Annotated in this window: 11 protein-coding genes; 1 reads left to right on the forward strand and 10 read right to left on the reverse strand. The window is 64.0% G+C overall.

Features of this window, described 5'->3' with window-relative positions; translation table 11 throughout:
* Nucleotides 1-26: 26 nt before the first annotated feature.
* Nucleotides 27-1,091, reverse strand: a complete 1,065-nt coding sequence (locus tag IAU67_RS05950; RefSeq protein WP_187767869.1) for a hypothetical protein — start codon at nucleotides 1,089-1,091, stop codon at nucleotides 27-29.
* A gap of 667 nt (nucleotides 1,092-1,758) precedes the next feature.
* Here IAU67_RS05950 and ligA point away from each other — a divergent pair.
* Nucleotides 1,759-3,789, forward strand: coding sequence for an NAD-dependent DNA ligase LigA (ligA, locus tag IAU67_RS05955; RefSeq protein ID WP_151841789.1), 2,031 nt, complete (start codon nucleotides 1,759-1,761; stop codon nucleotides 3,787-3,789).
* 38 nt (nucleotides 3,790-3,827) lie between these two features.
* Here the strand turns inward: ligA and IAU67_RS05960 are convergent, their stop codons facing one another.
* The 9 genes from IAU67_RS05960 to IAU67_RS06000 form a co-directional block, all read right to left on the reverse strand.
* Complete coding sequence (locus IAU67_RS05960) at nucleotides 3,828-4,877, reverse strand: hypothetical protein (protein WP_151841790.1); 1,050 nt, start codon at nucleotides 4,875-4,877, stop codon at nucleotides 3,828-3,830.
* Nucleotides 4,870-6,000 (reverse strand): tRNA 2-thiouridine(34) synthase MnmA, encoded by a 1,131-nt coding sequence (mnmA, locus tag IAU67_RS05965; RefSeq protein ID WP_151841791.1) that lies wholly within the window; start codon nucleotides 5,998-6,000, stop codon nucleotides 4,870-4,872. Before mnmA ends, IAU67_RS05960 begins: the two co-directional genes overlap by 8 nt.
* Nucleotides 6,001-6,014: 14 nt before the next feature.
* Entirely contained in the window at nucleotides 6,015-7,241 is a 1,227-nt protein-coding gene (locus tag IAU67_RS05970; RefSeq protein WP_151841792.1) for a cysteine desulfurase family protein, read from the reverse strand.
* A gap of 18 nt (nucleotides 7,242-7,259) precedes the next feature.
* Nucleotides 7,260-8,141 (reverse strand): siderophore-interacting protein, encoded by an 882-nt coding sequence (locus IAU67_RS05975; RefSeq protein ID WP_151841793.1) that lies wholly within the window; start codon nucleotides 8,139-8,141, stop codon nucleotides 7,260-7,262.
* Nucleotides 8,142-8,145: 4 nt separating this feature from the next.
* Nucleotides 8,146-8,937, reverse strand: a complete 792-nt coding sequence (locus IAU67_RS05980; RefSeq protein ID WP_151841794.1) for an ABC transporter ATP-binding protein — start codon at nucleotides 8,935-8,937, stop codon at nucleotides 8,146-8,148.
* Complete coding sequence (locus IAU67_RS05985) at nucleotides 8,934-9,956, reverse strand: FecCD family ABC transporter permease (RefSeq protein ID WP_151841795.1); 1,023 nt, start codon at nucleotides 9,954-9,956, stop codon at nucleotides 8,934-8,936. Before IAU67_RS05985 ends, IAU67_RS05980 begins: the two co-directional genes overlap by 4 nt.
* On the reverse strand, nucleotides 9,953-10,921 hold the full coding sequence (locus tag IAU67_RS05990) for a FecCD family ABC transporter permease (RefSeq protein WP_151841796.1): 969 nt from the start codon (nucleotides 10,919-10,921) through the stop codon (nucleotides 9,953-9,955). Before IAU67_RS05990 ends, IAU67_RS05985 begins: the two co-directional genes overlap by 4 nt.
* Before the next feature lie 21 nt (nucleotides 10,922-10,942).
* A complete protein-coding gene (locus IAU67_RS05995; RefSeq protein WP_151841797.1) occupies nucleotides 10,943-11,977 on the reverse strand; it encodes an iron-siderophore ABC transporter substrate-binding protein in 1,035 nt (344 codons plus the stop codon).
* A 145-nt stretch (nucleotides 11,978-12,122) separates the two neighbouring features.
* Nucleotides 12,123-13,076, reverse strand: coding sequence for an electron transfer flavoprotein subunit alpha/FixB family protein (locus IAU67_RS06000; protein ID WP_151841798.1), 954 nt, complete (start codon nucleotides 13,074-13,076; stop codon nucleotides 12,123-12,125).
* Nucleotide 13,077: the final 1 nt, after the last annotated feature.

Raw genomic sequence — 13,077 nt, forward strand, 5'->3', positions numbered from 1 at the left:
GGGTCACACACCCCGATGCGCAAGCATCATGGCTTGCGGGTGAAGTGACCCCACATCGCAGGCCCAATGGCCACGCCCAGCCCAATGGCCCCTAAAAAGGCGATCAGGCTCAGGAATCCCACTGGGGTGCGCGGTAAAGGCGAGATGTCGCCGTGGGACAGCACCGCGAAGCCTCCAGGGGTTGATTCTGACTCAGCTGCATCTGGTTCACCAGGCGCGTGCTTCTTCGGGGCGCTCTGGGCTGACCATGCCCACGATTCACCTCGTGGACGCAGCTCATCGTCACGATGGCCTGTGTACACCTTGGGAACGACCTCGCCCCGAGCGCGCGCCCTTTGCAGTTGCCGGGCTGCCCGTGGGTTCGTGGATGCTTGTTCGATGAGATCTTCCAATTCACGCCGCCGCACCTCGTTGGTGGTTGCTGGGCGCAAGAACTTCTTGGTATTCACCCGCTCGTGACCGCGAGGAGATTCCGCAAGGGCAGCCAGAAGAGAATCCACAGTATATCCGCCCGTTCCTCTGTGAGGGGCATCCTTGTGTGGACGTGGCTTTGTGGATGGCTTAGAAGGCTTCGCGGGTTTCTCCGGCTTCGCAGGCTTGTCAGAAGGCTTGTCCGGCATCGCAGGCTTGTCCGGGTTAGACGGCTTGGAAGGCTTCGTAGGCTTCCCAATTTTGTCTGAACCACCGGGCTTATGACCGCTCGGCCTTGCACTACTGCCATGAACGTTTCCATGATCATGTCCATGGTTATGAGACGGACCCCCGGTGATCGGAATGACGTATGAGTCATCCGGTTGATGAGGGTCAGGTGCCGGCTGTGATGCTGGCGTCTCTTCATCTAGATCCGCCAACGGTTCAAAATCAAAATCAGAGGCATCAATAACGGAGGTATCACTGAGAGGAATCTCAAGGCCAGGATCGACCTCGTTGAGAGTGTCCGGCTCATCTGATTCCGAGGGATCCCACTGACCGTCGCATTCCAGATCTTCTGCACAGGGGTCGCGCAACACTATTCCGGACTCATCAATGTCGTCGACGATGAACGTCTCCGCAGTTGGCTGGTCGGTGTCAGTCGGCTGTGCATCGGCCACGGCGGCGAGTGCAGGGTATGAGAAAAGTGCAGCGAGTGCCACAGGCGCTGCTAAGCCTTTCCTTATACTCCTACTTTTCACATGTGTAGTATCTCAGAGTAGACCTCAAAAGACCACTATTGAGCTGACCAGGGCGTTTCCCTTCCCCCTCCCCATCCAGGTTGCATATAGCCGTGCACTTCACTAAGAAAAGCCAGGACCCGCACAGGTCCTGGCTTAAGCATCTGTAAGGATGAGCTTTAGATCAGCATGTCCTCGGCGATGCGGTTGGTGTTGTCGGCGGGGACGAAGAGTTCTTGGTCATCGCCGAAGAGGTAGCCGTTTGCCTGGAGAGTCAGAGCGTCGAACAACATAAGGTTATTCCTTTCACATTGTCTTGGGTGTTTGCCTTGAGGTTCCTTTACGCTAACGCTCGACCCCGCCCCACCTGAACACCCTTCACGGCGCTGTCGCACCTGATAATTCAATAATCGAAAGAACGAACACCCAGCGCTAGAGGGGCGCTCACACGCGATATATCTATATTTCCCATTGTTTTACCCACCCCCTTGTGTTACCTAGACCGACCCGACACGTGATCCAGCCCACTCGCACACCCGGTGATCACATAATGTTTTCACAACTAACTCCCGCGACCGCACACGCTCACACCGTAGAATGGCATATCGTGACTGACCCTTCGCTGACCGAACTCACCCAACACTGGCAACGCCTCGCCGAGCAGGTGCGCCACCACCGGCACCAGTATTACTACGCCACGCCGGAGATCTCGGACGCGGACTTCGACCAGCTCCTCACCGACTTGAAGAACTTCGAGGAGGAGCACCCCGAGGCCGTCACGGGCCCCAGCCCCACACAGGAAGTGGCTCCCGCTCCCCCTACCAGCACAGCTTTTCGCAATGTGAACCACCGTGAGCGCATGCTCTCCCTGGACAACGTCTTCGATACCGAGCAGCTCCAGCAGTGGCTCGACCGCACCCCAGCCAGCGAATACCTCACTGAACTCAAGATCGACGGCGCCAGCATCAACCTGCTCTACATCCAAGGCAAGCTAGAGCTAGCCCTCACCCGCGGTGACGGAACCACCGGCGAAGACATTACCCACAACGCCCGCACACTGTCCGACATCCCGGACACCCTTCAGGGTGACAACATCCCGGAGCTCGTGGAAATCCGCGGAGAGGTGTTCATCGACGTGGACGACTTTGCCGCGATGAACGCCCAGCGCCAGGCCGAGGGGCTCAAAATGTTCGCCAACCCCCGCAATGCTGCCGCCGGTGCGATGCGCCAAAAGAATGCAGAGGACACGGCCAAGCGCCCGCTGAAGCTCATCTGCCACGGCATCGGCGCCCGCGAGGGATTCGACGTGGACAGCCAGTGGGACGCCTACCAGGCTATCGAATCCTGGGGGCTGCCCGTCAGCCCCTACACCAAGCGTCTGCGCAGCACGAAGGAAGTGCTGCGCGAGGTGACGTATTGGGGCGAGCATCGCCACAGCGCCACCCACGAGATGGATGGCCTGGTCATTAAGGTCAACGATCTCGCCGACCAGCTTTCCTTGGGCACCACCAGCCGCGCTCCCCGCTGGGCGATCGCCTACAAGTACCCGCCCGAAGAGGCGATGACCGTACTGAAGAACATCCGCGTGGGCATCGGGCGCACCGGCCGGGCCACGCCGTATGCCGTGATGGAGCCGAAGTATGTTGCAGGTTCCACCATCAGCATGGCGACGCTGCACAACCCTTCGGAGGCGCACCGTAAGGGCATCCAACTGGGTGATTCCATCATGATCCGCAAAGCCGGCGAGGTCATCCCCGAGGTCCTAGGCCCCGTGGAGGATGCCCGCACGGGACGCGAACGCCCCTTCATCTTCTCCTCCCTGTGCCCGGAATGTGGCACGCCCCTGGCTCCTTCGAAGGAAGGCGACGCCGACTGGCGCTGCCCCAACACCCGCCGCTGCCCCGGCCAGCTGCACACGCGCTTGACCTACCTCGCCGGGCGGGGCGCTTTCGACATTGACGCCCTGGGGGAAAAGGCCGCCTACGACCTGATCCACTCGGGTGTGCTGAGCGACGAGTCCACTCTTTTCTCCCTCACCACCGAGGACCTGGAACGAACGAGTGCCTACACCACCCGTTCCGGCGCTCTGAATAAGCAAGGAACAACCCTGCTGGAGAAGCTGCAGGCTGCCAAGGACGTGGACCTGTGGCGAGTGATCGTGGCGCTGTCCATCAGGCACGTCGGCCCCACGGCGGCGAAGGCCCTGGCGAAGCACTACGGCTCTCTGGAGAAGATCCGCCAGGCCAGCCCGGAGAGCATGGCCGAGATCGATGGCGTGGGCGCCACCATCGCCCAGTCCATCGCCGACTGGTTCACGGTGGACTGGCACGTGGACATCGTGGAGGCCTGGGCTGCAGCCGGGGTCCGGATGGAGGAGGATCTGCCTGAGCCGGACGACCTTCCCGAGGCCACACTGGAGGGCCTCACGATTGTGGTGACCGGCACATTGGAGGAGTTCGACCGCTCCCAGGCCAAGGAGGCCATCGAGTCGCGTGGCGGGAAGGCCGCCGGAAGTGTCTCGAAGAACACGGACTACCTGGTCGCCGGCGCGAAGGCGGGCTCCAAGCTCACGAAGGCGGAGCAGTTGGGCGTGCCGGTTCTGGACGAAGCGGGCTTCAAGGAGCTCCTGGGTCTGTAGCCATAAGGCCGTGACAGCGGCGCCCCAGCCATGACCCGCTAGTTGTGCCAGATCAGCGCGGCAGCGCTCCGAATGATCGCCGCCTGTGTGCTGGCCTCGGCCACACTGCGCACGCCCTCGGGCACCACGAGGTCCAGCGCGTGCGGCAGCATCTCCGGCTCCAGCGTCCACTGATCCCACTGGCGTACAACGTCCGTCGCGATCGCCGCCGCCTGCTGCTCCACGGCACTCGCCCCTGATTTTCCCCCGACGCCCAGCTCACGTCCCCCAGGCACCCATCCGATCCGCACTCCGCGTGCCAACAGGTCTCCCACGAAATCCTTGCCCGCGGTGGTGCGTGCCTGCGAGGCAGGAATCACCACGCGCTCGAAGCCCTCGATCCCCTCTCCCAGCTGCTGAGGAAGCTCGCCCTCGCAGTCGAGAATGACCGGCAGGTCCACCTGCCTCAGGAAGCGCTGCCACACGCCACGCACGTGCTCGCGGTCCACCGGCGGGAGGTGCTCAAAGTCTGTGGCTCCGCGCACGCCGGCCAAAACCTCGCTCACGCGGGGTTCATGCAACACGATGCTCACGTCCACGCCTAAGGAAGCTCGCAGCTGACCGGCGAACTCGCGCACCCCGTCCCCGAGGGACAGGGCGCAGTCGCGGAAGGCGGGCTTGTCGCGCAGCAGCGGGTGACCCGCATATTCCACGCTTACTCCGAAGGACCACGGCCCCAGCACGTGCAGCAGCATCCGCTGCGCGTGTCCTGCTACCAGTTCTTCGGCAACGTCCGTGGCCTCACGCAGGAATCCCGCGGTACGGCGGGATTCCAAGGAGGGGTGGGCCGTGAGCTCCCAGCCGCGCGGGTTGGTGCGCAGGGGAAGCTGGGCCATGCTCGCGCTAGTGGCCAGCAGGGAGCGTTCCAGGTGGTCCACGCGGATAAACCCGAGGGTAGAAGGCGCGCCGGTGTCCTCGTCCACGTCAACGCTACGGGACAACGCGCTGCTCCACGCGGCGTGCACGTCGGTGTGCGGGGTGATGGTGTTCTCCCACCAGCCGTAGCGCTCACGCTCCTCGTGCGGGCTCGTGGACACTTCCTCAGGCATGCGTGGCTCGAATGGTTCCGGAGCCGAGGAGGATGTCGCCGTCGGCGTCGGGTTGATAGACCACGGCGGATTGCCCGCGGGCCACGCCATCCAACGGCTCCAGCAGGTCCAGCTCCAGGCGCCACGGCGCCTCGTCCGCCTTCTTTTCCCGGCCGGCCGGGGTCACGGGGTCGGGGTCGTCCACCAGGCGCGCGATGGCCGGCACCACCCCGCCGTGTGCACGGACCTGGACCTCGCAGCGGAACTCACGCCCGTGAACGTCGGGGTTCAAGCGCTTCAAACGATCGGCCACGATAGACCTGGTTTTCAGATCTTCCCTGCGGCCAATGGTCACGGTACCGGTCGCCGCGTCGATGTCGGTCACATAGCGCGGGGTGCCGTCCAGCCCCTCGCGGGGAAGGCCGAGCCCCTTGCGCTGACCAATCGTGAAGCCGTACACGCCGTCGTGGCTGGCCAGGGTCTCCCCCTCTTGGTCCTTCACCAGGCCGGGGCGCAGCCCGATCCGGGATCCCAGAAAAGCCTGGGTCTTCCCATCGGGGATGAAGCAGATGTCGTGAGAGTCTGGCTTGGACGCCACACCAAAGCCATTCTCGGCTGCCTCTTTGCGGATCTCCGGCTTCACCGTGTCCCCCACCGGGAACATGCAGTGCGCCAGCTGCTCGTCGGTCAGCACGCCCAGCACGTAGGACTGGTCCTTGTTCTCGTCGATCCCGCGGCGCATCACCCCGTCCTTCAACCGGGCGTAGTGACCGGTCACGACGGCGTCGAATCCCAAGGCGATAGAGCGATCCAGCAAGGCCTCAAACTTGATCTTCTCGTTGCAGCGCAGGCACGGATTCGGGGTCTCTCCGATCGCGTAGGAGTCCACGAAGTCGTCGATCACGTCTGCCTTGAAGCGATCGGAAAAGTCCCACACATAAAAAGGGATCCCCAGCTTATCGGCCACCCGGCGCGCGTCCGCCGAGTCCTCCAGGGAGCAGCATCCACGCGACCCGGCGCGCACGGCCTCGGGGGATTGGGACAGGGCCAGGTGCACGCCGATGACCTCGTGTCCTTCCTCCAGGGCACGGGCTGCTGCAACGGCGGAGTCCACCCCGCCACTCATTGCTGCTACTACTCGCATGCCTTGCACCCTACCTATCTAGTTGATTTATCACCAAATGCCATTCCGGCGGCTCGAGCCTGCGCCACGACCTCGGGCAACAGGCCAGCGATCCGTCGCGCGTCCTCGTCGGTAGTGGCTGTTCCTAAGGTGATGCGCAGCGCCCCACGCGCCACGTCCACCGGCACGCCCATCGCGGTGAGCACGTGGCTGGCCCGGTTCACGCCGGAGCTACACGCCGACCCCGTGGAGGCATCCACCCCCGCCGCGTCCAGCAGCATGATCAGGGAATCTCCCTCCGCGCCGGGGAAACTCACGTGCAGGTGGCCGTGCAGGGCGGGGTCCTGCGTCCACACGCGTACGTCGTCGATGCCCCGCGCGACCTCGGCCACGTGGTCCCGGAGGCGGGCAACGCGGGCGTGGTCCTGTTCCATTGTCTTATACGACGCCGCCAGCGCCGCAGCCACCCCAGCCGCCGCCTGCGGGTTGGCGGTTCCTGAGCGGAGCCCTCGTTCCTGGCCGCCGCCGCGCAGGGGGCTGTCGATCTGGGCGTCCCTGCGGGCGAGGAGGATCCCGGCGGATTTGGGCCCGCCGAACTTGTGCGCGCTGGCGGCCAGGGTCTGCACCCCAAGGGCATGAAAGTCGACCGGCACGTGGCCGACGGCCTGGACGGCGTCGATATGGAACGGCATAGCGCCCGCGTGGCTACTGCCCTGGCGGCGGTGTTGTGCACGTCGCTGGGTGATCGTCTCGACGGGCTGGAGGTTTCCGGTTTCGTTGTTCGCCCACATGCACGTGGCGACGGCCACGTCGTCGGCGTCCAGAAGGTCCGTGTCCGCGTCCACGCGGCCGTGCTGGTCCACGGCCCATTCGCGGTGCTCAAAGCCCAGGTGCGTGAGCCACTGGACCGATTCCAGCACGGCGGGGTGCTCGATTCCGCTGCTCACCACGGCGGTCGCGCCCCGCAACCGCCGTGAGGCGAAGGCGAGCCCTTGAATCGCGATGTTGTCCGCCTCGGTGCCGGAACCAGTGAAGATCACCTCCACGGGATCGCAGCCAAGCAGCTCCGCCACCTGCTCCCGGGCCTCCTCCAGCACGGCGCGGGCCGTGCGGCCAGAGGCATAGTGGCCCGCGGGGTTCAGCAGATGATGGGCCTGCTCCATCGCCTCGATCGCCTCCGGACGCAGCGGCGCCGTGGCGGCGTAATCAGCGAAGATGCGCCGTGGTTGGCTGGGGTGTGTGGTCGAGGCGGTGGTAGTCACGGCACACGAGTATACGCTTTAGTGCGTGTCCTTCCAGTAGCCCATGAAGGAGACCATGGAGCGCGGAACCCCGGCGTTGCGGACGGCGTCGCGGCGCATGGCCTTCACCACGGAGGATTCTCCGGCGATCCAGTAGTAGCACTCGTCGGGTCGGCTTTCCTGCGGGGCCTGGAGGTCCTCACCGGAGGAGCTGTAGGCAGGGGTTTCCCACACCAGCATCTCCTGATCGTCGCCGGACGCGTCCTCGCGGGAGGCTGCCTCCGTCTCAGCAACCGTGAACCCGAGAAGCTCGGAGAGCTTGTCCTGCATCGCCGCACCTCGAGCACGGCCCTCGCGCGGTAGCCAGGTCACCTCGCAGGCGTCGGGGGTCTCGATATCCAGGATGTCCTCGGCGCTCGGCACCTCGATGAAGGCGTGACCAGTCACGCCATCGGGCCACTCCTCCACCGTCCGGGCGATGGCGGGGGCTGCGGTTTCGTCGCCCAGGAGGTAGGCGGTGGTGGCATCGCCGGGGTTGAATTCGATGCCCATGCCGGAGGCGTCATCCAGCGGCGGGCCGATCACCACCACGGTGTCGCCGGGCTCACAGGCCGCGGCCCACTCGCTGGCCAGGCCGCCCGGGTGATCCACAAAGTCGATGTCGATCTCTACATCGCCGTTATCCTTCACACGGCGGTCCCGGATGGAATAGGTGCGCAGAGCCTCGCGCTGCGCCACCGACAGGTGGGAGTGCCAGTCGGGCACGTTCGGCAGGGGCTCGTCGCTAATCAAGAGCTTGACGCGCAAATCGTAGATGGGGCCTGCTGGCCCGAAACCTGGGGCGCCCAGCGTGATCCGGCGAAAGCTCGGCGACAGCTTGGTGTTGCGCACCACGGTGCACGGGATGGGTGAAAAAGCCATAGTATCAATACCTTCCGATCGGGGTGACCAAGGGAGATCCAAAGACTGGATCTGTGATCACCTGAGATTTCACGTTAAAGATGCGTTGCACATTGTCCTGTGTGACCACGTGCTCGGGCGTGCCCGAGGTGACGATCGCGCCGTCGCGCATCGCCACCAACTCGTCCGAGTAGCGGGCGGCCAGGTTGAGGTCGTGCAGAACCATGACGATGGTGGTCTGATGGGTGAGGTTTAACTCCTTCAGCAAATCCAGCACGTCGAGCTGATGAGCCACGTCCAGATACGTGGTGGGCTCATCCAGCAGGAGCACATCCGTGCGTTGAGCCAGGGCCATGGCAATCCACACCCGCTGGCGCTGCCCGCCGGAGAGCTCCTCGATGCTGCGCTCGGCGAGCTCCGCCACCCCGGTCATGGTCATGGCCTGCGCCACGGCGTCGTAGTCATCGCTGCTCCACTGGCCCAGCATCCCCTGGTACGGCGTGCGGCCACGGCCCACCAGGTCCACCACCGTGATGCCCTCAGGCGCCAGCGGGGTCTGCGGCAGCAGGCCCAGCGTTCGAGCCAGCTCCTTCGATCCCCACTCCTGAAGCTTCTTCCCGTCCAACTCCACCCGGCCGGTGGAGGGATGAAGTAGCCGGGCCAGGGACTTCAGCAGGGTGGACTTCCCGCACCCGTTAGGGCCGATGATCGAGGTGATCTTTCCCGGCGCGATGGATAGAGACAAGTCTTGGGCAATCACCCGATCGCCATAGTGCAGGGTCACATCCTGAGCCTGCAGACTGTGAGACGTGGTCATAGACCTGCTCCTTTCTTCGTGGTGCGGATCAACAGGTAGATCAAGAAGGGGGCGCCCAAGGCGCCGGTCACCACGCCCACGGGGTAGCGATACGGCAACACCAATTGTGCGAGCGCATCGGCACCCAGCACGAGGATCGCCCCCACCAGCGCGGACGTCAGCACGCTGTTGGTGTGTGGCAGTCGGGCGGCGATCGGCCCGGCCATAAACGCCACGAACGCGATCGGCCCCACCGCGGCCGTCACCACGGCGATGAGGAACACCGCGATACTCATGATCACCAGGCGAGTCCGTCCGGTGTTCAGCCCCAGTCCGGTGGCCAGCTCATCGCCCAAACGCAGCACGGACAGGTGATGGGTCAGGACAATCAACGCGGGAAGGAACACGGCCACGAACACCGCCACGGGCACGATGATGTCCCATGAGGCCACGTTCAAGGATCCGGCCATCCAGCGGGAGGCCGCCTGAAGGTCCGGCGCGTTGGCCCGGGAGAGTACAAACACCACGATGGAGTTCATGAACGCGCCCACACCGATGCCGGTCAGGATCAGCCGGGTGCCACCGTGCGCGAAGGCGTACATCGCGGCGGCCAGCGCCAGCGTTCCGGCCAGCGACAGCGCAGACACGGCCCACTGGTCCAGGTGGAACATGGTGATACCGATGACTCCCACGGCACTGGCCGCAGCCGAAATCCCGATGATGTCGGGACTCGCCAACTGGTTGCGCAGCATCGTCTGGAAACTCATACCGGCACTTCCCAGCGCCAGCCCCACCAGTACGGCAAGGATGGTTCGGGGCAGGCGGAGCTCACCGACCGTGTAGGACGCTCCCGGCACGGTCTTGCCCTGGATCACCTGGAGTACCTGGCTCATCGGATAGAAGGTCTCCCCCATCATCAGCAGGCAGCACGCCAAGGTGGTCATCACGGTGAGTAAAGCCACCGTCACACACCAGGAGCGGATGCGGGCGCGGCGCTGGTGGCGTCGGATATCGTGGGCGGTCAGCACAGGATTCGTCATGCCAGCTCACGCACCTTAAACGTCCGGACGATCCACACGAACACGGGTGCACCGAGCAGCGGCATCAGGATACCCACGGCGATTTCGGTGTTCGGGATGATCATGCGACCCGCCGTGTCCGAGACCAGCACCACGAACGCGCCCATCAGCGCGGCGAACGGCACCAGGACGTGGTGGTTCGTACCTGCCAGCATGCGGCACACGTGAGGCACGATCAGCCCCAGGAAGGTGATCGGGCCGCACAGGGCCGTGGCCATGCCGCACAGGACGATGCCCGCAGCGCCCACCAGGATGCGCACGCGCGGCACGGACAGGCCTAAGGACGTGGCCGCCTCATCCCCCAGGGCCAGGGCGTTCATGCCGCCCGCCTGGCTCCACAGCAGAATGAGCGCCAGCGCCATCACCGGCGCGGCCACGGCCAGGGTGTCCCACTGCGCGCCCGCGATGTCACCCACCTGCCAGTGACGGAATTGATCCATCACCTGGGACTGCGGAAGCAATACCGCACGGATGAGGCTCACCAACACCGCGGCCGTGGCGGCACCCGACAGGGCCAGCTTCAGCGGTGTGGCGCCACCAGGTCCCATGGAACCGATGACGAACACAAACACGCCCGCCAGGCCAGCGCCCAGCACGGCCAGGAGGAACGGCGCGTGAAGACCAAAGGTGATGCCCAGCACCACCGCGAGAGCGGCGCCGTGCAGCACGCCAAAGATGCCGGGATCAGCCAGGGGGTTTCTGGTGATGGATTGGAACGCCACGCCCGCGGTGGCCAGCGCCGCACCAGCGACGATGCCCAGCACCGTGCGCGGAAGGCGTGCCGCAGCCACAGCCTGGCCGGCAGTCTCCGTGTGGCCCTGCGCGGCCGCCATCACGTCCTGCAGGGAGATGTCTCTCACGCCCAGAGTGATGCTGGCGATGATCGCGAGCCCCACCAGGACAATGCTCAGCAAAATATGTTTCATGAACGTGGACGCGTGGATGCCCTACAGAACGTCGCTGAGTTTCGTGAAGTACTCATCAATGCCCCACTCCAGCGCCAGCGGCGACGGGTTCGTCGCTGCCGCCTGCGGACCATTACCCAGGAAGAGCACACGGCCTTCCTTGATGGCTGGGATGCGGCTGAACAGCGGATCCTTCTGCATCTTCTTCAAGGCCTTCTCGTTGGCCTTCGGATCATCCTCACCATAGGCGACCATCAGATCCACATCCTCGAACTGCTCCGGCTTTTCCAGGGAGCGCTCCACATAGAACTGGTTGGACTCCTCAGCGGCCTTCTTCACCACCTCGGGCACTCCCAGGCCGGCATCGGCCAGGAAGCCCATGCGTGGATCATCGGTGGTGTAGAAACCGATCTTAGATCCGTCAGTAGCGGTGCCGAAGGAGGTGAACAGAACCTTCTTCCCCTCCAACTCTGGGTGCTTCTTCATCGCGTCTGCCACGCGGGCCTTCAGCTGCTCGTCCAGCTTCTTGCCTTCTTCTGCCTTGTTGATGCCCTGGGAGTCCATGAGGTTCATCTGCTCCAAGGTGGTCGCCCAGGCCTCACCCGGCTGAGCCACCACTGGGGCAATCTTGGAGAGCTTGTCGTAGTCCTCCTGGGTCAAGCCGGAATATGCAGCCAGGATTACGTCGGGCTTGGTGTCTGCAACCTGTTCGAAGGGGATGCCATCCGTTTCGTCGAAGAGCGCGGGCTGTTCCCCGCCGAGTTCCTTGAGCTTGTCCTCCACCCAGGGGAGGATGCCGTTGCCGTCGTCATCGCCCCAGGTGGCCTTGGACATGCCGACGGGAACAACGCCGAGCGCGAGGGGGATTTCGTGATTACCCCAGCCCACTGTGGCAACGCGCTGTGGCGTGCCGTTGATCGTGGTCTCGCCGAAGGCGTGGGTGATGGTGAAGGATTCTCCGGAGGTGGAATCGGAGGAGTTCGATGCCGTGGTGTTCTGCTGGTTATCGGAACACGCTGCAACGGACAGCGCGAGTAGCGCTGCGGCTGCGGCGGCGACGAAACGAGGTGCGTTCATGTCATTCTCCAAAAAGTTAGGTTGCCCTATTTTAGGCGTGGCTATATTTATAGCACGATCGAGAATGCATAAGAAAAACCGCCAGCGTACCTCCCTGTTCACGGGAGTACGCCGGCGGCTCGTTTACGCGATGAGCGCGACAGGCTTACTTACGGCCCTTCAGCTCCTCGGTAGCCTGAGGTGCAACATCGAAGAGGTCACCCACAACACCGAAGTCTGCGATCTCGAAGATCGAAGCCTCTGGGTCCTTGTTCACTGCAACGATGGTCTTGGAGGTCTGCATACCTGCCTTGTGCTGAATAGCACCGGAGATACCCAGCGCCACGTACAGGTTTGGAGACACGGTCACACCGGTCTGGCCGACCTGGAACTTGCCTGGGTAGAAGTCCGCGTCCACGGCGGCACGGGAAGCACCCACGGCAGCACCCAGCACGTCTGCCAGTGGCTCGACGGTAGTCTCGAAGCCCTCGGCACCTGCAACACCACGGCCACCGGAGACAACGATGTTTGCCTCGGTCAGCTCTGGGCGGTCGCCCTGCTCCGCTGGAGAGAAGGAGGTGATGGTCACGGCGGTTGGGCCTGCGCCTGGCAGCTCCACAGCCTGAACGTTACCTGCGGCACCCTGTGGCTCTGGGTCCACGGAGCCTGGGCGCACGGAGAACACTGGGGATGCACCAGCTGCGGATGCGGTCACGGTGTACTCACCACCGAAGATGGAGATCTCGGCGGTCTTCTCAGCGGTGACGTTGGAGGCGTTGTAGATCACGCCGGAGGCCACGCGGGCACCCACACGGCCAGCGATCTCGTTGCCGGTGGCGGTGGCAGCAACCAGAACAGGAACCTGCAGGTTGGCAGCCAGTCCGGACAGAGCGTCTACGGCTGGGGTAACCAGCAGCTTCTCTGCCTCGTCGGACTCAGCAGCGTAGATGTTCTCTGCACCAGCCTCTGCCAGTGCGCCCTGAAGCTTCTCAGCGGAGCCTGGAGCGCCCACAACGACAGCTCCCACGGTTCCGAATGCGCGGCCTGCGGTGATGAGCTCGAGGGTGGTGTTCTTCAGTTCACCTTCACCATGCTCAACCAGTACCAATACGTTAGTCATA

This window comes from Corynebacterium zhongnanshanii (genome assembly GCF_014490575.1).
Lineage (GTDB): Bacteria > Actinomycetota > Actinomycetes > Mycobacteriales > Mycobacteriaceae > Corynebacterium > Corynebacterium zhongnanshanii.